The organism is Ekhidna sp. (assembly GCF_040220215.1).
GTDB lineage: Bacteria > Bacteroidota > Bacteroidia > Cytophagales > Cyclobacteriaceae > Ekhidna.
In genome coordinates this window covers 1-25,165 of sequence record NZ_JAVJTR010000015.1, presented here as the reverse complement: position 1 = coordinate 25,165, position 25,165 = coordinate 1, and the positions used below count along the sequence as shown (strand labels likewise).

29 protein-coding genes are annotated in these 25,165 nt (G+C 41.7%); 27 read left to right on the top strand and 2 right to left on the bottom strand.

The annotated features are described in order from the left end of the window. Position 1: 1 nt before the first annotated feature. Positions 2–448, top strand: a complete 447-nt coding sequence (locus RIC88_RS08590; protein ID WP_350217127.1) for a response regulator — start codon at positions 2–4, stop codon at positions 446–448. Between the two features lie 36 nt (positions 449–484). Next, on the top strand, positions 485–4,219 hold the full coding sequence (locus tag RIC88_RS08585) for a PAS domain S-box protein (protein ID WP_350217126.1): 3,735 nt from the start codon (positions 485–487) through the stop codon (positions 4,217–4,219). Positions 4,220–4,229: 10 nt separating this feature from the next. Here the strand turns inward: RIC88_RS08585 and RIC88_RS08580 are convergent, their stop codons facing one another. Beyond that, positions 4,230–4,868, bottom strand: coding sequence for a response regulator (locus RIC88_RS08580; protein WP_350217125.1), 639 nt, complete (start codon positions 4,866–4,868; stop codon positions 4,230–4,232). Positions 4,869–5,059: 191 nt separating this feature from the next. On the opposite strand from RIC88_RS08580, the gene RIC88_RS08575 reads away from it, so the two are divergent. Together RIC88_RS08575 and RIC88_RS08570 are read left to right on the top strand one after the other, a co-directional pair. Then, positions 5,060–5,458, top strand: a complete 399-nt coding sequence (locus RIC88_RS08575; RefSeq protein WP_350217124.1) for a SiaC family regulatory phosphoprotein — start codon at positions 5,060–5,062, stop codon at positions 5,456–5,458. Between the two features lie 145 nt (positions 5,459–5,603). Further along, complete coding sequence (locus RIC88_RS08570) at positions 5,604–6,068, top strand: hypothetical protein (RefSeq protein WP_350217123.1); 465 nt, start codon at positions 5,604–5,606, stop codon at positions 6,066–6,068. A 134-nt stretch (positions 6,069–6,202) separates the two neighbouring features. Here the strand turns inward: RIC88_RS08570 and RIC88_RS08565 are convergent, their stop codons facing one another. Next, positions 6,203–7,459: a GAF domain-containing sensor histidine kinase gene (locus RIC88_RS08565; RefSeq protein WP_350217122.1), complete on the bottom strand. Its 1,257-nt coding sequence runs from the start codon at positions 7,457–7,459 to the stop codon at positions 6,203–6,205. A gap of 182 nt (positions 7,460–7,641) precedes the next feature. Between RIC88_RS08565 and RIC88_RS08560 the strand changes: the two genes are divergently transcribed. The 23 genes from RIC88_RS08560 (at position 7,642) to RIC88_RS08450 (ending at position 25,050) form a co-directional block, all read left to right on the top strand. Next, complete coding sequence (locus tag RIC88_RS08560) at positions 7,642–8,106, top strand: hypothetical protein (protein ID WP_350217121.1); 465 nt, start codon at positions 7,642–7,644, stop codon at positions 8,104–8,106. 50 nt (positions 8,107–8,156) lie between these two features. After that, positions 8,157–8,507 carry a SiaC family regulatory phosphoprotein gene (locus RIC88_RS08555; RefSeq protein WP_350217120.1) on the top strand — a complete coding sequence of 117 codons (351 nt, stop codon included), beginning with the start codon at positions 8,157–8,159 and terminating at the stop codon, positions 8,505–8,507. Positions 8,508–8,673: 166 nt separating this feature from the next. Then, positions 8,674–8,964 (top strand): hypothetical protein, encoded by a 291-nt coding sequence (locus tag RIC88_RS08550; RefSeq protein ID WP_350217135.1) that lies wholly within the window; start codon positions 8,674–8,676, stop codon positions 8,962–8,964. Then, the gene (locus RIC88_RS08545; protein ID WP_350217119.1) at positions 8,925–9,095 is read left to right on the top strand and encodes a SiaC family regulatory phosphoprotein; all 171 of its coding nucleotides are present in this window, start codon (positions 8,925–8,927) and stop codon (positions 9,093–9,095) included. Before RIC88_RS08550 ends, RIC88_RS08545 begins: the two co-directional genes overlap by 40 nt. A 265-nt stretch (positions 9,096–9,360) precedes the next feature. Next, entirely contained in the window at positions 9,361–9,792 is a 432-nt protein-coding gene (locus RIC88_RS08540; protein WP_350217118.1) for a hypothetical protein, read from the top strand. Between the two features lie 12 nt (positions 9,793–9,804). Further along, on the top strand, positions 9,805–10,383 hold the full coding sequence (locus RIC88_RS08535; RefSeq protein WP_350217117.1) for a hypothetical protein: 579 nt from the start codon (positions 9,805–9,807) through the stop codon (positions 10,381–10,383). A gap of 30 nt (positions 10,384–10,413) precedes the next feature. Continuing rightward, positions 10,414–10,782, top strand: a complete 369-nt coding sequence (locus RIC88_RS08530) for a LytR/AlgR family response regulator transcription factor (RefSeq protein WP_350217116.1) — start codon at positions 10,414–10,416, stop codon at positions 10,780–10,782. Between the two features lie 320 nt (positions 10,783–11,102). Then, complete coding sequence (locus RIC88_RS08525; RefSeq protein WP_350217115.1) at positions 11,103–11,516, top strand: HYC_CC_PP family protein; 414 nt, start codon at positions 11,103–11,105, stop codon at positions 11,514–11,516. An 83-nt stretch (positions 11,517–11,599) separates the two neighbouring features. After that, on the top strand, positions 11,600–15,499 hold the full coding sequence (locus RIC88_RS08520) for an efflux RND transporter permease subunit (protein WP_350217114.1): 3,900 nt from the start codon (positions 11,600–11,602) through the stop codon (positions 15,497–15,499). Further along, positions 15,496–16,170 (top strand): acetolactate decarboxylase, encoded by a 675-nt coding sequence (locus RIC88_RS08515; RefSeq protein ID WP_350217113.1) that lies wholly within the window; start codon positions 15,496–15,498, stop codon positions 16,168–16,170. Before RIC88_RS08520 ends, RIC88_RS08515 begins: the two co-directional genes overlap by 4 nt. Further along, positions 16,167–17,384 (top strand): TolC family protein, encoded by a 1,218-nt coding sequence (locus tag RIC88_RS08510; RefSeq protein WP_350217112.1) that lies wholly within the window; start codon positions 16,167–16,169, stop codon positions 17,382–17,384. The genes RIC88_RS08515 and RIC88_RS08510 overlap by 4 nt, the downstream gene beginning before the upstream one ends. Before the next feature lies 1 nt (position 17,385). Then, entirely contained in the window at positions 17,386–19,197 is a 1,812-nt protein-coding gene (locus RIC88_RS08505; protein ID WP_350217111.1) for an efflux RND transporter periplasmic adaptor subunit, read from the top strand. Positions 19,198–19,314: 117 nt separating this feature from the next. After that, on the top strand, positions 19,315–19,806 hold the full coding sequence (locus RIC88_RS08500) for a DUF3347 domain-containing protein (protein WP_350217110.1): 492 nt from the start codon (positions 19,315–19,317) through the stop codon (positions 19,804–19,806). A gap of 52 nt (positions 19,807–19,858) precedes the next feature. Beyond that, entirely contained in the window at positions 19,859–20,443 is a 585-nt protein-coding gene (locus RIC88_RS08495; protein ID WP_350217109.1) for a DUF2911 domain-containing protein, read from the top strand. Further along, a complete protein-coding gene (locus RIC88_RS08490; protein WP_350217108.1) occupies positions 20,440–20,907 on the top strand; it encodes a TlpA family protein disulfide reductase in 468 nt (155 codons plus the stop codon). The genes RIC88_RS08495 and RIC88_RS08490 overlap by 4 nt, the downstream gene beginning before the upstream one ends. Beyond that, the gene (locus tag RIC88_RS08485) at positions 20,904–22,133 is read left to right on the top strand and encodes a hypothetical protein (protein ID WP_350217107.1); all 1,230 of its coding nucleotides are present in this window, start codon (positions 20,904–20,906) and stop codon (positions 22,131–22,133) included. Before RIC88_RS08490 ends, RIC88_RS08485 begins: the two co-directional genes overlap by 4 nt. 80 nt (positions 22,134–22,213) lie before the next feature. Then, positions 22,214–22,585 (top strand): ArsR/SmtB family transcription factor, encoded by a 372-nt coding sequence (locus tag RIC88_RS08480; RefSeq protein ID WP_350217106.1) that lies wholly within the window; start codon positions 22,214–22,216, stop codon positions 22,583–22,585. Continuing rightward, a complete protein-coding gene (locus RIC88_RS08475; protein WP_350217105.1) occupies positions 22,582–22,974 on the top strand; it encodes a metal-sensitive transcriptional regulator in 393 nt (130 codons plus the stop codon). Before RIC88_RS08480 ends, RIC88_RS08475 begins: the two co-directional genes overlap by 4 nt. 34 nt (positions 22,975–23,008) lie before the next feature. Beyond that, positions 23,009–23,212 (top strand): hypothetical protein, encoded by a 204-nt coding sequence (locus RIC88_RS08470; RefSeq protein ID WP_350217104.1) that lies wholly within the window; start codon positions 23,009–23,011, stop codon positions 23,210–23,212. A gap of 43 nt (positions 23,213–23,255) precedes the next feature. After that, positions 23,256–23,870, top strand: a complete 615-nt coding sequence (gene merTP / locus RIC88_RS08465; RefSeq protein WP_350217103.1) for a mercuric transport protein MerTP — start codon at positions 23,256–23,258, stop codon at positions 23,868–23,870. 1 nt (position 23,871) lies between these two features. Next, the gene (locus RIC88_RS08460; protein WP_350217102.1) at positions 23,872–24,084 is read left to right on the top strand and encodes a GDCCVxC domain-containing (seleno)protein; all 213 of its coding nucleotides are present in this window, start codon (positions 23,872–23,874) and stop codon (positions 24,082–24,084) included. Between the two features lie 38 nt (positions 24,085–24,122). After that, positions 24,123–24,539, top strand: a complete 417-nt coding sequence (locus RIC88_RS08455) for a hypothetical protein (RefSeq protein WP_350217101.1) — start codon at positions 24,123–24,125, stop codon at positions 24,537–24,539. Positions 24,540–24,612: 73 nt separating this feature from the next. Next, positions 24,613–25,050: a DUF6769 family protein gene (locus tag RIC88_RS08450; protein WP_350217100.1), complete on the top strand. Its 438-nt coding sequence runs from the start codon at positions 24,613–24,615 to the stop codon at positions 25,048–25,050. Positions 25,051–25,165 lie beyond the last annotated feature (115 nt).

The window sequence follows — 25,165 nt, the reverse complement described above, 5'->3', positions numbered from 1 at the left end:
TATGACAGATAACCATTTAGTAGAAATACTCTTAGTCGAAGACAACAAAAACGATGCAGAGCTGGCCTTGATGGCCCTGGAGGAATTTAGGCTATCCAATAAGATTGTATGGCTGAAGAACGGCAAAGAAGCGCTTGATTTTTTGTTTGGTGAAGGGGAATATTCCGAAAGGGATACCGCCCAAAAGCCACGAATCATTTTGCTGGATCTTAAAATGCCCAAGGTGGATGGGATAGAAGCACTGAAAGCCATCCGGGCCGATAAAAGAACTAAATACATCCCGGTTACCATGCTTACTTCCTCCAAGGAAGAACGGGACATTGTGGAAACATACAAGCTGGGAGTGAATAGCTATATCGTGAAACCGGTGGACTTTGATCAGTTTGTTAAGGCGGTAAAGGACATAGGGTACTACTGGGGATTGCTAAATCAGCGACCATCAGCATAAAAAATCAAATTGGGAGAGTTGCAAAGGAGGCAGGAAATGAAAGATGAAAAACTGAGAGTTCTTATTTTGGAGGATGTGGCGAGCGATGCAGAACTGGTAAAACTCCAGTTCGAATACATGGATTTTGATCCCGTTTTTAAATTGACATTTAAGAGAGATCAGTATGAAAAACTGTTGGATACCTTTAAACCCGACCTGATTCTTTCAGATTTCAACCTGCCTACCTTCGATGGGTTAAAGGCACTAAAGCTTTTACGTGAAAAGGATCCTGTAACACCATTCATTTTCGTGACAGGAACCCTTGGGGAAGAAAACGCAGTGGAAGCCATAAAGACAGGTGCTACCGATTTTATTCCTAAAGAGCGGGTGGAGCACTTGCCGGCTGCCATTATCAAGGCGTTTAGGGAAAGGGATGAACGAATCACCCGTTTACTGGAAGAAACAAAATATAAGGCCTTAATAGAGAACAGTTCTGAATGTACGATTATTGTCAATGAGGACACCTCGATAAAGTATGTGAGTCCTTCCATTAAAAAGGTTTTGGGTTATAAACCGGAAGAATTTTTAGATGCATCCATTCTTACCTACTTTCCACAGGAAGAAGTGGAAGACCGAATGAAAGTGCTGAAAAAAGTACTTAAGAGTTCCAATAAGGAAACCATTACCGATGAATGTAAAATTAGAACTAAGGCCGGAAAATATATTTGGGTCTCAGCGATCCTGTCCGATCAGCGAAAAACGGATGGAATCGAAGGTGTGGTGGTAAACTTCCGGAACATTGATGACAGAAAATCAATAGAAAAAGAAGTCAGGACCAGTGAAATGAGGTTCAAGGCGCTTACGCATGAGGGAAGTGATCTTATCAGCGTGATCAACGCCAATGGTGAATACACATTCATGAGCGGAAATCATAAACGCATTATTGGATTTGACCTAAAGCGATTAATAGGGAAACGCCCCATAGATTATGTGCATCCGGAAGATGCCTTTATGGTCATGCAAACCCTCGAAAAGCTAAAGAAAAAGAAGCGTATTAAGCCCAAACCCTTCCGTATTAAAGATGCAAAAGGCAAATACCATTGGATAGAATCCATCTTCACCAACATGTTGGATGATGAGCAGGTGGCCGGGGTGGTGATCAACTCCAGGGATGTTTCCGCAATGGTAGAAAAAACCAACGAGTTGCTGGTCAGCAATGAGCGCTATGAACTGGCCTCAAAAGCATCGGGAGATCACATATACGAGTGGAACCTGCAAACAGGTGAAACGTTCCGAATTGGTGACTCGCTCAAAACCTTATTTGGTTATACCAACGAGCAGGCGAAAGCAGAGCATTTCTGGGAGGAGAGGGTTCATCCTGAAGATAAAGAAACAGCGTACGAAATACTAAGAGCTCACTTAAAGGACAAGAGTAAAACCAAATGTGAGCATGAGTACCGGTTTTTAAAAGCAGATGGAGAATATGCCTATGTAAATGACATTGGCTATATCCTGCGGGATGAAAAAGGCAATGCTACGCGTATGATAGGGGCAGTAACTGATGTGACCAAGAGAAAAAACCTGGAGCGCCACCAGGAGTTGATGAGCATTATTTCAAAATCAATGAATGGCTCAGAGCCTGTGGCTGATGTTCTTTCACAAATCGCCAAATTGATATCCAATTATACCGAAGTATCAGTTGTGGAATTTTGGACAGCTTCCATAGATAAAAGGAAACTAAATCGAATCGGTTCCGGTATTGGTGATGAGGCAGGCAAAAAGTTTGAGAAACAAACGAAGGAGATCTTTGGCTTCTCCAAAGGGGAAGGAATACCCGGTCAAACCTGGATCAGAAAAAAAGCGATGGATGAGTTTAAGCTCACCCATGCTGATTTCATTCGATCAAAAGCGGCATTGAAAGTCGGTTTGGATGTGGGAATTTCCTTACCAATACCATTGGAAGATGAAATCATTGGTATTATTCTATTGCTAGGTAAGAGTAAACACATCAGGATCAGTGAACATCGGCCAATATTGGAGTCGATTGCGAAAGAGATGGCCCCTTATCTTCAACGTAAGATGACTGAAGAAGAACTGAACCGTTTCTTTGACCTATCACCCGATGTTTTGTGTATTGCAGGAATGGATGGATTCTATAAGAAAGTAAATCCTGCGATGTGCAATATGTTGGGATTGTCAAGAGATGAGGTATTGAGCAAACCCATTGTTGACTTTGTGCATCCTGATGATATTGAAGCCACCACTAAAGAGCTTGGTTCATTGTCCCAAGGCGAAACTACCTGGAAGTTTGAAAACAGGTATCAGACAAAATCCGGTCAATATATTTGGTTCTCATGGAAGGCGATACCTGTGTTTGAAGAAGGCCTGATCTATGCAGTTGCCCGAAATGTCACGGAAAATAAAGAGCTGGAAGAGCTGTTGGAAAAATCTCAGCGTCTGGCTAAAATGGGCACCTGGATCTATGATCCAAATACAGAGAAAGTTGAGTGGTCACCTATTGCACGAGAAATCTATGAAGTGGATCAGGATTTTGTACCTACTCCGGAAAACATCAAGGAATTCTTCGATCCGGATGACTATGAAGAGATGTTGAAATCGCATGAGCAAGCTATGAAAAAGCGTGAACCATGGGAAGAAGAACTGGAGATCAATACGAAAAATGGAAACCGTAAATGGATTTCCCTAACGGGAAGAGCAGAATTTTCAGGTGACAAGTGCCTGAAGGTTTATGGCAGTATTCAGGACATCCATGAGCTGAAAGCTGCACAGATGGAAAAAATTGACATCCTGGAAAGTATTACGGATGGTTTCATTGGCTTAAGCAATGACGGCATTGTCACCCATTGGAACCGTATGGCAGAGGAGCTTTTTTCTATTGAAAAAGGAGAGGCACTTGGTGCTAACATCTGGGAAGACTTTGATTTAAAGTCAGATAATATATTGCTAAAGGAGTTGGCTCTTGCAATGAATAAAGAGAAAAAAAGGCAGTTTGAGTTTCTCAATAAACAAAACCTTTGGTTAGATGTCAGTGTATTTCCAAAGCGGGATGGGCTGACAGTCTATTTAAGGGATGTCACAGAGAGGCGACAGATGGAGAAGAAGTTGATTAGAGCGATAACCGAGACTCAGGAAAAAGAACGTGCTCGATTTGGAAGGGAATTGCATGACGGTATTACCCAATACCTCGCTGTGTCTAAAATGAATCTTTCTCACTTCAAGAATCTTTTGGAAGCAGGTAATACCAAGATGAGTGTACTTGAAAAGGTATTGGATTATTTACAGGAAACCATTGACGAATCCAGGACTATTTCCCATGGTTTATTGTCCACAACACTTCAAAATAGCGGCTTATTTGATGCAATAGAGGAGCTCTTTGAAAATGTAAGGGCCAATAAAGGGATCGAAATGGAACTGCATTATGATTTGCCTGAAATAGGTCTTTCCAAAGAAATTGAATTGAATGTATACCGGATTGTGCAGGAACTGACCAATAATATGGTCAAATATGCATATGCCTCAAAAGCCACTTTAAAGTGTTCTTTATACGATGATCGGTTGAAGTTGGAAATGAGTGATAATGGGAAAGGAATTCCTCAGCTGGATAATGGGGATTACAAAAAGGGAGCTGGTCTGAATAACATAACTGTTCGTGTAAAAGCGTTGAACGGTAGCTTTGAAATGCAAAACCTGAATCCGGGTTTAAGCTCCAGGATTGAAATTCCTGTTGAAAAGGGACAAGAAAGAATCTATTCGGAAATAGAGCAGCAGTAAATCTAAGCAACTAAACAAGGTTGCGCTCCACGGCGTACATGACCAGGCCTGCAATGTTTTTACATCCTGTTTTTTCCAATAAGTTTCGCTTGTGAGTTTCTACTGTTCGCTGGCTGATGAAGAGTTTATCTGCTATTTCCTGATTGGAATATTCCTGGGTAATTAATTCTAAAACCTCTTTTTCCCTGCTACTTAGTTCTGTTTCAAGGGTGAGTCGCTGCTTGGGCTTGCGCCCTGCTATTTGACTGACAATGGCTTTATAAACATCTTCGGCAAAGTAGTCTTCACCTTCCAAAATCTTTTTCAAAGCTTTAATCAGATCCTCTTTAGGGGAGTTTTTCAAGATATAGCCGTTTGCACCCTTGGAGATCATTTTATTTATGTATGCCGCTTCGTTGACCATGGAAAGCACCAGGATTTTTTGATCCGGAAACTCTTCACGGATTTGGGTAACAAAAGCCAACCCATCCATTTCAGGCATGTTATAATCAGTCAAGACCACATCGAATTCACCTCCGCGAAGTTTCTCCATTCCCTCAATACCATTTCCAGCCTCTGCAGCAACCTCGAACTCTTTATCTTCTTCGAAGTAGAATTTGATGGCATCCCTTACAATCTCATGATCATCAACGATGAGTAACTTTTTCATAATCCGGCATTTATAAGTTTTTACTTAACGCATAATTTGCAATATTTTTTCTTTCAATGGTATGGCTATTCGTATGATTCTTATGTAGCAAAATCCACTACAAAGGTTAAGGGTAAGAACCTGGAAAATAAAATGAGTAAGGATTATGGCTCTAGAATGTTTTTCATTTCTTAAAACATTATCAATTGATAATGTTAAATTTGATACTGATTAAGCGAATCACCTTGCTAACTACAATGAAATCCGTTCATTCATTAGAGGCAAACCTCAATGAAAAGCTTGGTATTGTAATCTTTCATGGCTGGTCTGAAGGATGTGAAGTAACTACACAATACGAAGAGGCTATACAGTCCATTAGATCCTATTTGGACAGTTCAGAAAGGCTGACAGTATACTTCAAGTTTCAGTTTTTTGATACTCACTCCCTTAGCTATATATTCTGCATTATCAAACTACTTGATACTCATCACAGACAAGGCAAGAAAGTGGCAGTAAAATGGGGATGGCAATCATCAACCAGTATAATGAAGCTCATGGGTGAAGATTTTAAAGAGCTCTGCGATTTTCCTTTTGAAGTCTTTGAGCAGTAGCCATTTTCCATGATCATTCACTTTAGTACGCAATTCCCGTATTTGCGTAGTTAGAATCCTGATTTTTATCAATTCCGATTATTACGCTCATATAGGAGCCCTGCGCATCTGACCTTTGTCTTATAATTATTAAACAAACGGAAAGATGAAAACTTCAATTTTAATAATAGTAATGCTGGTAGTGGTTCTGGGAACTGCAAGTGCACAGCAAGCAGTAACAAGAGTTTACAACGAAAAAACCAAGATCGGCCTGAAAACCGGTGTAGCCGTAGGCTATGAATCAAGATACGGCATTGAGCTAGGCGGTTTTTACCAGGAGGCTGACCTGTTGGATAAAGTGTTTAACAAGAATGAATCATCTCAGTCAGTAAAACCGAGACAATACGAGAAGCAATTCTATGGCGTATACTTCGGAGCTCGCATCACCAGCTCTAACTGGTATGACTTGAAGTTCAACGTACGAACAGGCGTGACCAACGGTGAGAACTTCGCTATCACACCATCCGTGCTTGCCAATGTAATAGCAACAAAAAACGTTCAGTTGACAGTAGGTGTGGGCTCCAGAGCGTTCCGACCTACTTTACAAACAGGTATATCGGTTAAACTTTAAAAGATATTGGGATAGAGTAAAGTATTCTTTATGAGTTTCTCTATCCTGAAAACCTTGTTGAGCAATTCAACAATACCAGGTGAGTTTTTTCATAGTTTGTTTGCAAGCCCCCTTTCACGGGGGCTTTTTTATGCTCAAGCATCAATGTTTTGATCATTAAATTCCAGCCATGCTTTTGTTCCCTTGCCGGTATCACTTTCAAAATTAAGCTTAGCTCTAATTTTTTCAGCGGCCAGCTTCGACTTGTAGAGCCCCAATCCCATACCGCTATGCGTATGAGCTTTGAAAAACATATTAGTTAGATTATTTACCTGATTCGAGGGGATACCACTACCCTCATCTTCAAATATCAGGTAGGAACCTACAGTTGAAATACGAATCTTGGGTTTATCGGGCAGGCTGTATTTAATTGAATTTGAGATCAGGTGATAACAAATAAGGCTTAGCATCTTCTCGTCGGTTCTGATTCTTTTATTTGAAGGGAATGCAAAATCAATATAATCCCGGGAGCACTCCGGGATTTCTTCTGAAACTTTTTGTAAAAGTGTTTTTAAGTCTAGCCTTGAAAAGCTGGGTTCATGTTTTCTGATCACTCCTATATCTATTAGCTGCACATTCAATCGTTCTAATTTTTCAATCTGATTTTCCAGCATATCTATTGAAGCAGGCAGTTCTATTCCACTCAGTTCATAGCGCAGCATGGAGCTTATTCCTTTTAATGCTACCACAGGCTCCCGAAGGTCATGAGATGCTTTATAAAAAAGCGTATCCAATTCAGAAATGGTCGCAAAAAGTTTTTGAGTTCGGCTCATCACAAGCTTCTCGAGCGTTTGATTAAAGTTTTTTGATTTTCGTTCCTCAAGAAACCTGAGAAGCTCACTCTGAGCTGTTTGGGCAAACAACCCGACAACAGATTCCACCCAGGGTGCAATTTCAATCGGTCTCTTATCCATCAAGTATAAATGCCCGATTAGATTACCTTTCCTGTCATTCAGGGGAACACCCATGTAGCTCTGAACTCCATGACTTTGATAAAAGTGATTATCAGGAAATTGCTCCGTAAGTTTAGATGGGAAACAGGTTAGCTGCTCAGTGCTGTAAAGCACTTCGCAGGCGGTGTTTTTAATTGAGTAGTCAAACTTTTCTTTTTGGTGGCCCCCCTCCCAGGATGCAATGGCTACCAGCTCTCCAAAACCTTCCTTGTCCATTCGGGCAATGGTGACCCAATGAACATCCATGAGTTTAGCCAATTCCTCCACCAGGAATTCAAAAAATCGTTTACTCTCTGTGATCGTTCCGGCCTTAAGAATAATTGCCAGGGCCATTTCAAGCTGGCTTCTCACATGGGATTCACTTTTGTGACCTGATGGTGATTTTTCTGCGTCATTCATAACGTTTGCTTGTTGCTCAATTTAATACCAACCACACCTAAGACAAAGCTTTTTGTTGCCTTTACGTATTTCCCTGAGTTGCCTCTGTGAGAATACTCATTTTCTTCAATTCCGCTTATTACGCTCATATAGGAGCCCTGCGCATCTGACCTTTGTATTGTAATCATTCAAACAAACAGAAGATGAAAAAGCAATTCTTAACAATGGTAACGCTGGCAGTGGTTCTGGGAACTGCAAACGCACAGCAAGCAGTAACAAGAGTTTATAACGAAAAAACCAAGATCGGTTTGAAAACCGGCGTAGCTGTAGGATATGAATCAAGATACGGCATTGAGCTAGGCGGTTTTTACCAGGAGGCTGACCTGTTGGATAAAGTGTTTAACAAGAATGAATCATCTCAGTCAGTAAAACCGAGACAATACGAGAAGCAATTCTACGGCGTATACTTCGGTGTTCGAATTACAAGCTCTAACTGGTATGACTTGAAGTTCAACGTACGAACAGGAGTGACCAACGGTGAGAACTTCGCTATCACTCCCTCAGTGCTTGCGAATGTGAAAGCTATGAAGAAAGTGCAATTGACTGTAGGTGTAGGCTCCAGAGCATTCCGTCCTACTTTGCAAACAGGTATTTCTGTTAAGTTTTAAGCTATATCAGCTTAAGGATTGTAAGCGGAAAGCACAAAATTGAAGCACTTATGCTGGAGCGACATTTTAATCTTAGAATTAGACAAGAGAGTGGTGTATGCCTAATAGAGGGCTGGTCGGTAGGAGATAAAATATTGGATAAGTATGATGAGTTGATGCAATTCATTTCGGTGCATCTGGAGAAAAATGACCGAATCATTATTTACTTTCAGCTACATCTTTTTGACTTAAAGTCCTTATCCAAAATGTTTAAGATGATCAAAGTGCTGAACCATTACCATAGTGAGGGTAAGAAAGTATTTGTGAAGTGGGGTTGGAGGGATGCAGTAAGCTTGATGAAGCGATCAGGTGAAGACATAAAAGAACTTTGCAATTTTAGTTTCGAATTATTCAAGTACTAAATAAAATTTTTCATTTTCTGTTTGGCCCCCTGTAGTTATTTTTTTGCTTCGGTATTTTACTTAATGCCCTCTGGTTTTCCCTGATTTTTCTTCTTCCGAAAACCCCTCTCACAAGGGCGTTTCCCATATCTGATTTTTGCATTATAAATCTCAAACAAACAGAAAAATGGAAAACTTTAGAGCAACATTTATTCGTAAAAATCAATCTATCCCCGGTGCTAAATATGGCATCAAAACAAGGTTGCACAAGCCCACATTGAAAGTAGGAATGATGCCAAATCTGCGTCTGATTGCAGTGAAAGGTAAGGCATCAGGAGATTGTGTTCATGAAAAATTTCTCTTGCTAAGAAGACTTATTTGTTTGCACTTCAAACAACATAACTGTCTGACCCTGTTTCTGCAATTCAGCACAATCAATTGTTCTTCAAACATCTTTATAATACCATTAAGCTTTTGAATGCCTATCAAAGAGACAATAAAAGAATCCTGATTCATTGGGATTGTGAAGCGTCAAATACAGAGATGTTAGATACAGCCCTTGACTTTCGAGAGTTCTGCGAATGTGAGTTTAATATCAACTTGAAGTAAAGAGCATTCCTGTTGCCAGTGTAACTCTTCTTTCATTGGATGGTTTGTAAAATTGTTTTAGAGGAATTTTACGTAATGATCAGATCTTTTTCCACTTCAGGGACTAATCCAGGTTCAAGTAAAGACTAAGTATTTCCCTTATACGCATCTCCCGGACGTTTTTACGCTATTCCCTGAATCTTTCAAAACCCCAATAATCCTCTCATTTCGGGCCTCTCATTTTCTGAATTTTGATTTATCAAACAGAAACAAAAAAAACAAGAAAATGAAAAAGCTTATCGCCATAATACTCTTAACAATGGGAGCTCAGTTAAGCTCATCTGCACAAACGCTATCTGGGCAAGCTTATTTCCAAAACACAGTGATGGGTCTCCAGAAAGGATATGGTTTGAGAGTGCAAACCAACAAAGGATTGGGGATAGGTCTGGTACATCAGTCAAATCTAAAATCGACGATGGAAGGAGCGGACGAAAAGTATCCTTTCTATGGAATTGAGACAGTAATACCACTCACCAAATGTGGAAACATGAGATTCTTCCTTACTCCAAAAGCCGGGTTTGTGAATGAAGATTTCTTCGTCCTAATCCCGGAAGTAGAAACAGAAATCAGGATCACCAATAGATTTTCAGCTGCCATCACTGCTGGCATTCGAGCAAGGGAATCATCAACAGGAATCAAAGTATTAGTTCACCTATAAAACATCATAGTCATGGAAAAAATTATAATCATCACTGTCAGACTCATAATACTAGGTATAGTTGCAATGGCCTTTTCTTGTGAGCCTGCGATAGTAGATCCATACGAGAATTTCATCATACCTGAGGGTAAGCATGCAAACACATGGAAGATGCAATCGCTTCAATCCAAGACCCTCAGTTTCTCAGCAATTTTTGATCACACTGCGATTTATGAAGCAGGGACCACAGAGAATCAGCATGACATTCACAAACTAATGGGCTTCTCAGATTGTAACTCAACACACCATGACAATAGCGCCCGATTCGGCTGGAGGTGGTTGGAAGGAAAACTTGAGATACATGCTTATGTCTATGTAGGCGGAGAGCGCATTACAGAATACATCGGAGATGTAGAGTTGAACCAACCATCAGATTACCAGTTGCAGATCACTGACGATCACTATGTCTTCTACCTGCAGGGGTATGATCCTGTTCGGATTAAGCGTGAGGCACCATGTAATAAAGGTCTTTACTACATGCTATATCCCTACTTCGGTGGAGATGAGGTCGCACCTCATGATATACTCATCCAAATATTGACCAAGTACTAAAAACAATTTAGAACATAAATAACTACTACCATGCAAGTACTAAAATCAGAAACAGCAGTAATTAATGACAAAATCGAGCAATTTGATGAAAGCATATTCTTAAATGTGGGTAAACAAATCCAGCGAATTTCTCTAAAAAGCATTCAGTATATCAAGGGATATGGTGACTACATGAAGGTTCAATGTCAGGATAGGAGCCATACGGTACACATCACGATGAAGAATCTGGTGAAGATGCTTCCATCTTCAGATTTCTATCGTGTGCATAAATCTTACCTGATCAGACTTGACAAAATTGTGAGTTTAACAAAATCGTATGTAATGGTGGATAAAACACAAATCCCAATTAGTAGAAACAACAAACATGAGTTACTATCACTGATTCCTTTGGTAAAATAGATATGTGTTTTTTGGTGGTTAGTAAGAGAGTGGCTCAGGAAGGGGTCGCTCTTTTTTATTCATACCTATAAATGACAATAAAAAACCCCCTCATACATTTAATGTGGGGGTTATGAACAATTTGATGTTCTAAAAATGAACTCGGAAGAGCATGAACCTCCATTTTTATTCATTGAATATCAATTAGTTAATTATGATATGTGGTAACCGAGTGATTTGCTCAATTAATACGACTTTATAATGAGTTTGAGTAGGAATAATATAACTCAATCCCATAATTCTGTAAATCCTTCCTTTTTACTTTTCGTATATTTGTTGAGTTGAAAAAGATAATATCCATATCGCTTGCTATCGTTTTGCTTCTTGGTAACGTAGGGTTTACCTATGGAACCCACTTTTGCATGGGCATGGCAATGAAAAGTGAGCTCATGCTGGGCCAGGAGCATATGGATTGTGGTATGGGTACCATGGATCACCCAGACCATGAAGACGAAAAAATGCACTTTGCAGCTCCAGACTGTTGTGAAAACGAATACGTCACACTTGAAACGGATGAGCTTTTCAAGAAAGATATTTCTACTGATTTAGCACAAATCTTTGTTGCAACAACAGTTACTAGAGTCCTCTATGAAATTAATCTTGAGTTCAACCAAAATCAACCGATTCCGGTTAATAGCTCCCCCCCATTACCTGAACAGGATTTTCAGGTACTCTATCAGGCATTCTTGATATGATTTATTGATTCGAATGTATTACAGGCACTAAACAAGGTGATCCTGCAACTAATACTTTCTTTTAAATCAATAAATCAAAAAAAATGCTGAATAAAATAATAAAATACTTCCTGGAAAACCGACTGGTGACGGTCTTGATTCTCATTGGCTTCATTGCCTGGGGGATTGTGACGGCTCCATTTGGCTGGCAGGTAGGCGCATTGCCTTCTGATCCAGTGCCTGTTGATGCCATTCCTGATATCGGGGAGAATCAGCAGATTGTATTCACTCAATGGCAAGGGCGTTCACCACAGGATATTGAAGATCAGATCTCCTATCCAATGACGACCTATCTTTTAGGGATCCCGGGTGTTAAATCCATCCGAAGCTCCTCCATCTTCGGCTTTTCCAGTATCTACATCATCTTCAATGAAGACATTGAATTTTACTGGAGTCGATCTCGAATTCTGGAAAAACTCAATTCCATTCCATCTGGATTACTGCCGGATGAAGTTCAACCTACCCTAGGACCAGACGCGACAGCACTTGGACAGGTGTATTGGTACACCATAGAAGGAAGGGACAAGAGTGGAAATCCTACCGGAGGATGGGATCTGCATGAGATCCGCACCGTTCAGGACTTTTATGTGAAGTACGGATTGAATGCTACCGAAGGAGTATCTGAAGTGGCCTCAATCGGTGGATTTGTTCAGGAATATCAAATCGACGTAAATCCGGATGCGCTTTTAGCATATAACATACCACTACACCGTGTCATGACGGCTGTAAAGCAATCGAACAAAGATGTTGGGGCAAAAACGATTGAAATCAACCAGGCTGAATACCTGGTCAGAGGGTTAGGGTACATCAAGTCTGTTGAAGACCTGGAGAAAGCAGTAGTAGCGGTACAAGATAACGTACCTGTTCGGGTGAAAGACATTGGGCGCGTATCGCTCGGCCCGGCTACACGAAGAGGATTACTAGATAAAGACGGGGCTGAAGTGGTCGGAGGAGTGGTGGTCGCCAGATATGGTGCCAATCCACTGGAGGTCATCAACAATGTGAAGGACAAGATTAAGGAGATCGCTCCCGGTCTTCCGAAGAAAACACTTGCGGATGGGACGGAGAGTCAGTTGACCATTGTGCCTTTCTATGATCGATCCCAATTGATTTATGAAACACTGGGCACACTTGAAGAGGCACTTTCATTGGAAATCTTGATTTCCATTTTGGTGGTAATCGTAATGGTATACAACCTCAGAGCTTCTTTTCTGATTTCAAGTATTTTGCCCATCTCGGTACTCATGGTGTTCATTGCCATGCGCTATTTTGGTGTAGATGCCAACATTGTGGCACTTTCCGGAATCGCCATTGCCATTGGAACGATGGTGGATTTGGGGATTATACTTTCAGAAAACATCATCAAGCATCTGGATGAAGCTCCTCCTGAGCAGAAGTTAATCACGACGATTTACAATGGTTCAGCAGAGGTAGCAACTGCTATACTTGCAGCGGTTTCTACCACCATTGTCAGCTTCATTCCTGTGTTCACTATGCAGGCTGCTGAAGGCAAGCTATTCGGCCCATTAGCCTTCACCAAAACTTTTGCATTGGTTGCGGCACTCATCGTGTCACTATTGATTTTACCTACACTGGCTTACTGGTTCTTTGGAGCCAGAATTAAAAATGAGAAAGTGCAACAAGCCGTAAACCTTGGCTTGATCCTCATTGGGATAGTGGGATTAGCGTTCGGCCAGATTTGGGGCGGGATCATGCTCCTACTTTTTGGCTCACTGGTTTTCTTCAAAGCCTGGTATAATAGAAAAGAACGACCTCAGAAATGGTACAGTGGGTTAATTGGCAAGGCTGAGTTGATTCTCGCTGTTGTCGGTGTGGTTTGGTTGCTTGGTAAATATTGGTTGCCTCTTGGAGCAGGGAAAAGTGTATTTACAAACGTGCTTTTTGTGGCGCTTCTGATCGCTCTTATCCTGGGAGTATTCACATTGCTGCAATACTACTACAAGTCCATACTAAAATGGTGTCTGGCCAATAGGATCAAATTCATGCTCATTCCGGCATTTCTAATTCTGTTGGGAGTCAATATCTGGCTGGGATTCAACTCGGTTTTTGGATTTATGTCTAAAGGATTTGAGGCGATTGGTGTTAAGGTTCAATCCTCTAAAGTCTGGTCGACATTGGCACATGCCTTCCCGGGGGTTGGTGAAGAGTTTATGCCATCACTGGACGAAGGAAGTTTCTTGCTTATGCCTACTTCCATGCCACATTCAGGCATTGAGTACAATCGGAAGGTTGTAGGTCAGCTGGACATGCTGTTAACCAATATTCCGGAGGTGGATTTGACAGTCGGTAAACTGGGCAGAGTAGAATCAGCACTGGATCCGGCACCTATTTCCATGTACGAGAATGTGATCAACTATAAGTCGGAGTATAAGGTGGATGATAGAGGGAGGAAATTGAGGTTTGAAGTAGATAAGAATGGTCATTATGTTTTAGAGGGGGGAGAAGTTAGAAGTCAGAAGAAAGAAGTTAGGAGGAAGAAATTAGATAGCGAAAAACAGTGGTATTTTGACGGAGAAGACACCATCAGTCTAGCATCTAACTTCCAACTTCTAACATCTTTAGAAAAGCAACTCATTGAAGACAACAATGGAAAGTATTTCCGCAACTGGCGACCTGAAATTCAGTCTCCGGATGATATCTGGAATGAGATAATTAAGGTGACCAAAATACCTGGCGTGACTTCCGCTCCGAAGTTGCAGCCAATCGAAACCCGGTTGGTCATGCTTCAAACAGGCATGCGAGCTCCGATGGGAATCAAGGTATATGGGCCTGATTTGCAGACAATACAGGATTTCGGTTTGCAACTTGAGGAGATCCTTAAACAAGTTCCATCAGTGAAAGCAGAAGCTGTCTTTGCTGACAGAATAGTTGGCAAACCTTACATGCATCTGAACATCAACAGGGAACAGATCGCACGATATGGACTCAACATTGAAGATGTTCAGCAAACCATTGAAACGGCCATTGGTGGCATGAAGGTCACCACAACAGTTGAGGGGCGAGAACGATTTCCAGTACGCGTAAGGTATCCCAGAGAGCTCCGTGACGACCCTGAATCTTTAGCCAAGGTATTGGTTCCAACTCCGACAGGAGCACAAATTCCGCTCGGACAGTTGGTAGATATTGAATATGTGAGAGGGCCCCAAGCCATCAAAAGCGAAGAGACCTTCTTGGTTGGGTATGTCCTATTTGATAAGCGGGATGGCTATGCAGAAGTGGATGTAGTGAATGCCGCACAGCGTACTATCCAGGAGCGCATTGATAGTGGGGAGTTGGACGTGCCATCAGGAATCAGCTACAAGTTCTCGGGTAGCTATGAAAACCAGGTGCGCGCAGAAAAGCGATTGGCCATCATTGTACCGGTGGTGTTGGGGATCGTATTTTTAATCCTCTATTTCCAATTCAAGTCCACAACTACCTCACTGATGGTTTTCACCGGAATCGCCATGGCATTTAGTGGTGGATTTATCATGATCTGGCTTTATGGACAGGATTGGTTTTTTAACTTCTCATTACTGGGGATTGACTTCAGAGACCTCTTTCAGATCAAAACCATAAACCTCAGTGTAGCGGTGTGGGTAGGCTTTATTGCTTTATTTGGAATTGCGACGGACGATGGGGTGTTGATGGGCACTTATCTGGATCAAAGCTTTGATCGGAACAGGACCAAAACGATCCCCGAAATACGTGAGGCAGTAGTAGAAGCAGGATTGCGAAGAATCCGACCGGCTGTGATGACTTCTGCCACGACCATCATTGCCTTGCTTCCAATTCTTACATCTACCGGAAGAGGATCCGATATCATGATCCCAATGGCTATCCCAGCATTTGGAGGAATGGCCGTTGCAGCAATCACCTATTTCGTGGTGCCGGTACTGTATTGTATGCGAGAAGAACGAAAACTTAAAAAGCTTGAATCATGAGAAACATGTATTTCATATTAGTCGCTCTGTTCTTATTGGCTTGCTCAAAGTCAAATGAATATCCTAATGTTAAAAACATAGGTGAGTTGAGAAAAATCATGCATCAAGGGGAGTTTCAGGCAAGAGTTAGCCTGGACACGCTTGCTAAAAAAGAACTCTATGGCTTAGGAGCACTGGATACTTTATCAGGTGAGGTACTGGTAATCGATGGAGAAGTTTTTAGGTCATACGTTAAGAATGATACTTTGATTACGCAAACTGATCAATCTGCCAAGGCTACCTTGTTTGTGTACGCTTCAGTCACTGCCTGGGATACGATTGATTTTTCGAGTATTTCTGATATAGAAATTCAACTTGAAAAAAGCCAGGACTTATCAAAAGCCTTTCCGTTCATATTGTTGGGAAGTCCTTCGGTGGATTATCATGTTATCAATTTTGATTCCGAAAACGGAGACATTTCAAAACACAAGGAAGGTGCATTTAGAGGTTCATTTTCAAATGAACCATTGACTATTCTGGGCTTCTATTCCAAAGAAGCGAAAGGAATTTACACACACCATGACAGTAATCTTCACATGCATGTGATCAATGCTGATGAAACGATTATGGGTCACGTGGATCGGCTGGATCTCGAAGACAAGATGTTTCAACTTCTAACCCCAAAACGATGAGATACCTATTGATAGTTTTTTATCTGTTTTCATTGGGTGCAGCTGCTCAAACGCTGGAAGATTACTTTCAGATTGCGGCAGAGAATAACCCGGGACTGCAAGCCAAGCACAAAGCTTTCGAAGCAGCATTGGAAAGAATTCCTCAGGCTAACAGCCTACAGGATCCAACCTTTTCATTTGGATATTTTATCTCTCCGGTTGAAACTCGAGTTGGGCCACAAAGAGCACGTTTCTCATTGACCCAGATGTTTCCCTGGTTTGGAACGCTAAAAGCCAGTGGTGATGTAGCGGCATTGAATGCAGAGGCGCAATATCAGATCTTTTTGGATGCAAGAAATAAGCTGTATTATCAAATTGCTGCCGCTTATTATCCACTCTATGAATTGGATAAGTGGATAGAGCTCGAAAGTGAGAATGCTGAAATCCTTGAGTCATATAAGACCATCGCGACCACTAAGTTTGAAAATGATCAGGGGACGTTGGTTGATGTACTTAGAGTGGATATCCTGCTCAAGGATGCGTTGACCAATTTGGAAATTCTGAAAAAGAAAAAGCAACCGTTGGTCACCTCTTTCAACAAGCTTTTGAATAGAGAAGAGGGTGCAGAAGTTGTGGTAACTGATTCTCTGATGGTCAACGATCTGGCAATCAGTCGAGATTCATTACTGGTCAATAACCCTGTACTGGATGAATTGGGAATTCGATTGGAAGCGAGCAAGAAGCAAGAGTTGTTAGCTGAGAAGCAAGGATTGCCAAAGATGGGAGTGGGCTTGGATTACGTGATTGTTAGTGAACGTACCGATATGTCAGTTCCAGACAATGGCCAGAATGCTTTGATGCCTATGGTCACTGTAGGAATCCCCATTTTCAGAGGAAAGTACAAAGCTGCAAAGAAGGAAGCTCAGCTAATGCAGGAAAGTTATTCGCTTCAAAAAGAGGATCGAATCAACCAGCTCATTTCAGGCTATGAAATGGCAGATTTTGACCGGATAAAGCAAATGGAACTCCTGCAGCTCTATGATGCACAAATTGCTGAAACGCAGCAGGTGCTTAATCTCCTGCTTTCTGCATATGGGAACTCAGGAACAGCATTCGAAGAGGTATTGCGTACGCAGCAACAACTCTTAAAGTATAAAAAAATGAAGGCTACAGCAATGAAGGACTATCACCTTGCGGTGGCTATGCTTAATTATTTGACAGCTAAAAAGTATTGAAATGACAATATCCACAAGAACACTAATCATTGTGATTGTAGCAACCCTTACAGGTGGTTTGCTGCTTGGATGGGCCTTTTTTGGTGGAAGTTCAGAAGCTGAACATTCGCACACTGAAGTCATCAATGGTGAAACGGTCTGGACGTGCTCCATGCACCCGCAGATCCGGCAAAATGAACCTGGCGATTGCCCAATATGTGGAATGGATCTCATTCCATTAGAAGACGACAATGGAGAGGGTATTGACCCAATGGCAATCACCATGTCACCAACTGCCATGCAGTTAGCAAATGTTGTTACCTCAGTAGTAGGTAGCGAATCAGCCATGAAAACCATTCGATTAAACGGTAAAGTGCAGGAAGATGAACGATTAATCTTTAGCCAGACCACACATTTTCCCGGAAGGATTGAAAAACTAGCAGTGAATTTTACAGGAGAGTATGTCAGTAAGGGAAGCGTGATTGCAAATTTGTATTCACCTCAATTGGTGACTGCTCAAGAAGAGTTGTTCGAGGCTTATAAAATCAAAGAAAGTCAGCCCAATTTATATCGGGCGGCCAGGGAAAAGCTGAAGAACTGGAAGCTGAGTGAAACTCAAATAGATCAGATTATCACTACTGGAAAGACTCAGGATCAGTTTCCGGTACTGGCGGATCAGTCGGGCTATGTGACTACCAAGAAGGTCAATCTCGGTGACTATGTCAACAGAGGGCAGATCCTTTATGAAATAGCCAATCTATCCAGCGTTTGGGTGCAATTCGATGTGTATGAAAGTGACCTATCATGGATCAATAAAGGAGACTCTATTCAATTCACGATTAGCTCACTACCGGGTCAAACTTTTAAAGGCAAGATTGATTACATCGATCCTGTGATCAATCCCAAAACGCGTGTGACGAAAGCAAGAGTAGTCGTCAAAAACAACGATCAAATGCTGAAGCCGGAGATGTTTGCTTCAGGTGAGTTGAAAGCGCAATTGGGAAAGACTTCCAATCAATTAACCGTACCTAAATCTGCTGCGATGTGGACCGGAAAACGATCCGTGGTTTATGTGAAGCTATCCACAGATCAGGGATTGCATTTTAAAATGCGTGAAGTGACACTTGGTCCATCTCTGGGAGACGCTTACATCATTGAGAAAGGACTGGAGCTCGGTGAAGAAATCGCCGTGAATGGAACCTTCAGTATTGATGCTGCCGCTCAGCTTGCAGGCAAACCATCAATGATGAGCCCGCCAGCTGGCGGGGGAGCTGCCATGACAGGTCATAATCATGGTGGAATGAGCCAGGAATCTTCTCAAAGCAATCATCAAATGAGCGACTTGCAAGTGAATGAATTCGAACAAACATTTGAAAGTGATCCTGAATTTAAGGAGCAACTTCAAGCGGTCTTTTCAGCCTATCTGCCAGTAAAAGATGCACTCATAGAAAGTGATGTGAAAACGGCAAGTAAGAAAGCTAATGATCTTCAAAAGGCTATCGAAAAAGTAGATATGAAGTTAGTGAAGGATGAGGCACACATGGAATGGATGAAAGACCTGAGTATACTGCAGAAATCTACTGAAGCTATTCTGAATGAAACTAATCTGGAAAAAGCTCGAATGATGCTTTCACCCTTGAGCGATCAGCTGTTCCATTCACTTAAAAAATACCGGGTAGAGGTAGGCGGCTATCGACAATACTGCCCAATGGCTTTTGACAACACTGGAGCTTTTTGGTTAAGCGATTCAGATAAAATCCTGAATCCTTATTTCGGAGATGCGATGCTCACCTGTGGGAATGTAGAAGAACATTTAAATGAATCAATGAAATGAGCATAAACATTCGAGACCGAATTTATATCAACTGGTTGATGAATGTTAATCGCGAATTCCATGTGACCGTTGAAAATCATTACTCACACATGAATTAAACTTTTAAACTTAAATACGATGAAAACAACACTATTGACTCTAGGGCTTGCATTGGCGATTGCTTCTTGCAGCTCTACAAAAAAGGAAGAGAAAGCTGAAACTAAAGAGGCGGCAAAAACTGAGGTTTCAGCTCCATCTTCGGGCATTTCAGACTATATGACACTGAAAGATGCTTTGGTTCAAACTGATGCTTCAGCAGCAAAGGATGCAGCGGCTAAACTCGCTGAATCAGCAAGCAATGAGAATTGGAATGCTGACATTGTGAATGCAGTAAAAACAATTGCATCTAGTGACGATGTTGAAGCACAACGCACAGCCTTCAAAACGGTGACTGATGGCCTCATTGCTTCTTTAAAAGCTAATGATTCAGAAGATGGAGTCTATGTGCAGTATTGTCCAATGGCTTTTGACAACACAGGAGCCAGCTGGTTGAGTATGTCAGATCAGATCAGAAATCCATACTACGGTGACAAAATGCTGAAGTGCGGAAAAGTAACTGAAGAACTTTAAAACCCATTGAAGAGGAGGCTTGTCCTCCTCTTGCCTTAAAACCCTACCTATCATGAAAAAAATATTATTAATAATTGCAGTGGTCAGCTTAATTGGCTGTACCACATCAGAAAAGAAAGAAGAAAAAACCGAAGACCATTCTGAACACCAGCATGAGGCTAAAAAAGAGGACACCAAGAAAAAACCACTGAGTCCCCGAACCGCTTCCATGTCCAATTTTGGGAACAACCATGTCCACATTGATTATGGATCACCCAGTAAAAGAGGTCGAATGATCTTCGGAGGATTGGTTGGCTATGGCACGGTTTGGGCAACCGGTGCGCATAAAGCGACAACCATTTCCTTTGATAAGGATGTAATCATCAACAGCACAGAAATTCCGGCAGGAAAATACGGCCTTTTTACCATTCCCGGAGAAGAAGAATGGACAGTCATTATCAGTAAAGACTGGGACATGCATTTGGCAGATGAATATGATGAAACCAATGATGTCGTTAGAGTAAATGCTTCTGTCCAAAAACTTGAGGAGGTCGTGGAGTCGCTGACTTTTGAGGTCAGTGAAATTAGCGATAAGAATGGACAAATCACCATTAAATGGGATCAGACGGGCGTTTCATTTGACATTAAGAACCAATGAGAAGGCTAGTCATTTCATTATTCGTTCTTGGCTCGATAGTTTCCTGTCAACCAAAAAAAGAGACCTTTCTTAGCAAAATCAAACTGACTGATCTGCAAGGTCGGACGTTGGATTCTAAGCAATTCGAAAATAAGATTGTCATTCTCAATCTTTGGGCTACCTGGTGTAAGCCTTGCATTAAGGAAATGCCTGATTTGGTGAAGATGCAAAATGAATTATCTGATGACTTTGTTTTACTTCTTGCATCGGATGAATCCCTTGAAAAGATTCAGCAATTCACAGAAAGACGACCTTTCGACCTCACGTTTGCTCAAATTCAAACTTCCATTGAGTCTTTAGGTGTCTATTCTTTGCCCACTACTTTCGTAATAGGTAAAGATGGGCAGCTATTGGAAACGCTCGTGGGCGCAAGGAAATGGGACAGCCCTGAACAAATTGAACAACTTAAAACCTATCAGAAATGAAATTATTAACCATACTAACAATTATCTCAATAGCTCTTGTTTCCTGCCAGCCGGGCAAGGAAGAAAAAAAGGAGATGACAGCTCTTAAACAAATAGAATCCCCGACCGGAAACAATGCTTCTTTGCCTTATTTGATCAAGGGTGGGGACAGCAGATTGTATATGTCCTGGGTGGAGAAAAGGGATTCCGGTTGGATCGATCTGAAGTATTCGATACTAAGTGGAGATAGTTGGAGTGCACCGGAATTAATTGCTTCCGGTAACGATTGGTTCGTCAATTGGGCAGATTACCCGATGATGGCGGTGGACAATCAGGGCAATATGATAGCTCACTTTCCCGCTAAAAGTTCTTCCGGAACCTACTCTTATGATGTCAATGTGGTCTACAAGCCAGTGGGTGGTGAATGGTCACAACCGGTGATTCCTCATAATGACGGTACACCGACAGAGCATGGGTTTGTGACCATGCTACCCAAAAATGACGGCACGTTCCTACTTTCCTGGCTGGACGGTCGCAATACCGGAGGTGGTGATCACAACTCACATGACAGCCACGGAGGTGGGGGAGCCATGACGATCCGAACAGCTACATTAGATATGACTGGTAATCTAACACAAGAGGCGGAACTAGATTCCAAAGTGTGTGATTGCTGCCAGACCGGAGGTGCAATGACACCAAATGGCCCTGTCATCGTGTACAGAGATCGCTCGGAGGAAGAAATGCGAGATATGTCCTTTGTAAGATTTGTTGGAAATGATTGGTCAGAACCTAAGACGGTAAATTCAGATGGATGGCAGATTGCAGGATGTCCAGTAAATGGTCCAAGAATAGCTGCTTATGAAAATACAACAGCTACGGCCTGGTTCACTGCCGCTGGAGGAATTGCCAAAGTGAAGGTTGCTTTCATGGATGATTCGGGAGAATCTTTTCAGGAGCCAATCATTGTGGACGATTCCGTTTCGGTAGGTAGAGTGGATATTGTAATGATAGATAATCAATCAGCCTATGTAAGCTGGCTTGATCTGGAAGGAGAAACCCCATTGATTAAATCCAGAAAAGTTTCCAGCGATGGTTCATTAGGAAAACCGGTAATAGTTTCTGAAACCAGTGCATCCAGGGGAAGTGGATTTCCTCAGATGGAGGTGATAGATGGCGAGTTGTTTTTTGCCTGGACGGATATGGATGAACAGACGACATCAGTCAAATGCAGCAGTTTTAAGCTTTAAAGGCCTTATTTTAGATTTTGCTTAAATACAGAACTTTTCTTTTTATCTTTACGTTTTAGTAATTGCTAAAACATTAAAAGATGACCAAGACCTGTATTAGAGTATTGGCGGATCCCGTCCAAATTAAGGAGTGCAAGGAATCCCTGAACCAACTTGATGAACAGCTGGAACTAGCAACACAGATATTCAACCTTTCCGGGAATGCTGCAAGACTGAAAATTCTTTTTCTACTACACAAAGAAGAAAAAATGTGTCCTTGTGACCTAAGCGATATCCTGGATATATCTGTAGGGGGTGTTTCCCAGCATTTAAGAAAACTGAAGGATGGAGGGCTTGTACAATCTAAGAAAGTCGGCCAAACAGTTTTCTATTCCATACCCGAGAATAAAATAACAATGTTAAATACGTTAATAGAGTTATTGATTCAAGAAGAAAAACATCTGACGATATGATACCTCATGATCTGACACAAGGCATAAAGGTCTCCTTAAAAACAGCCACAGGACAGTTGGGATACATCCTCAATAAGCTTGACGATGAGGACCAGGTTGAAAATATCCTTTTACAGTTAAAAGCTGTGCAATCCACATTGACCAAGACCACTATTGAGTTGTTGGATGACACCTACAGAAAAGCCCTGGCAGAAAAAATCTCCTCAACCTACCAAAGTTGCCCTGGAAATTGTGGCAATGAAGAAGCGATTGAACGATTGAGAAAGCTGTTTCCAGAATATAAACCCGAGGAAGTGCCAGAGAAACTACAGGAGGCTCGAAGGGTGGAGGAAGAATTGAAGAAATTTTTATCAGGAAAAAGTTTGGATACCCCCTCCCCCCGAGACTGATCTTTGGTGAGATGTTTCATTAAAATAGAATGATATGAAAAATAAACTTATGATTTTCGCTGCAGCCGGTATTCTCGCAATCGGTGGTCTTGCTTACGGGATCAACTCGTCTCCCAAAGCTTGTCCTTTGGAAGGAACGCCTGAATGTCCAAAAATTAACTGTCCTTTGGCAGGAACTCCGGAGTGTCCTTATGATATGAAAGTGACTGAAGTACCCGCTTGCTGTAAGAAAAAGTAACAAGGAGGGCGCAAAGCCCTTCCTTTTTTTAGATGAAAGAACTATGAGAAACTCCCTTTTGACCAGCGGTATTTTGTCCGCTATGCTAAGTTCCCTTTGTTGTATTACTCCTGTGTTTGCGCTGATGGCGGGTGTAAGCGGGATTGCTACTACTTTTTCATGGCTGGATCCTGCTCGACCTTTTTTTGTGGGTATTACAGTATTAGTACTCGGATTTTCATGGTATCAAAAATTGAAGCCAAGAACCGAAGAGGAAATAGCTTGCGAATGTGATACAGATCAGCAACCCTCTTTCTGGCAGTCAAAAAGATTCTTAGGAATCATTACCGTATTTGCGGGTTTAATGCTCTCATTTCCCAGCTACGCTCATATTTTCTATTCCAATGGAGGAGGCCAGACACCAGTCGCCTACATTGAACAAGACTCAACCAAAACAAATAAGATTGTTCTGGATGTAAAGGGAATGACCTGTGCAGGGTGTGAAGCACATATTGAACATGAGGTTGGGGCTCTTCAGGGTGTGAAGTTTGTGGATGCCATCTATGCGGAAGGTTCTGCCACCATAGAGTATTTACCATCAAAGCTCGAAGAAAAAACAATCATAGAAGCAATCAATAAAACGGGATACACAGTAATAGAGAAGCCAAAAGATCAATAGCATGGAGAAAGAAGCAGTTTTACAATCTACCATCACCTGTCCAAACTGTGGACATCAGAAAGAAGAAACCATGCCCACAGATGCATGCCAATACTTCTACGAGTGTGAAAATTGCAGCAAGGTGCTGAAGCCCAAACAAGGTGATTGCTGTGTGTATTGCAGTTATGGGACTAAGAAGTGTCCACCGGTGCAAAATGGAACGTGTAATTGCTGATTATGGATGCTGATCAAAAATCGGTTTACAAGGCGCGCATGATAGGACGAATTTTCAGATTCTGCCTTGGGCTATTCTTTGTTACAGAAGTTTGGCCAGTGTATCGTGATGTTAGTTGGGAGGGGGTCTTTATAAGACTTTCATGGGCTATCGGCCTTCTTGCTTTTTATGCCCTCCTTCATCTCGCTATTGTTCGGTTTACACCAAAAATAGATCGAGTGCTTGGAGCTATTTTGGCTTTCGGTCCATTCCTTGCGGTTTTCTTACTTGGATATGGAGGACCAGCCGCTACAGGAGCTTTAACCTTTCTATCTGTATCTTTAATACTAGCAGCTATCCGAGCCGATCCGGGCTGTGAAGTGATGACAATTCCGGCTATCTTTTCAGGTAAGCATACGCATTTAGCATGTCTCCTTTTCTCTCCCATCGATTGGTGTGAAAGGAAAATTCATTAAGGAACAGTTATTCTTAAGTGCTGATTTACTTACTCCTTTGCCCCAATTTGATTTTCATTAAGTTTGTTCTTTAATGCAGCAGTTTAGAAAAATAGCAGCCATATCGTTTCTGAGCATATTCAGTATGTATCTGCTGCATCAGGTATTGCCGCATGTACATCATGAGCACGGTGCAGAGCACATAAGCATTGCTGAGACTAAGGCTGAACATTCTCATGATCACGATCATCACCATCACCATGACGATGATGACTCCAGTGAAGGTTTTGATCTCTTAGGATTCCTTTTTGGGACACACGCTCATACAGTACAGGTTAATAATATCCTTGTCACCAAAAGTATCTCCAAGCAACAGATATCAGTAAAGGTTGTAGTAGCAGATGTTACTTATGAGATTAAGATATCGGAAAGGGAGCCGGAAGAACAGATACTCTGGCAACATCCTCCGGACCCTACAAAATCCCCCCACCTAACTTCGGTTTCGTTAAGAGGCCCCCCATCTTTAGGATAATCATTTCAAGCAGGAAGAATCCCGCTTACCGAGCATATTAGGTTATGCTCAACACTATTTGATTAATCCTAAAATCAATTTACATGTATAAAAAAATCGTGTTCGCTCTTTGCGG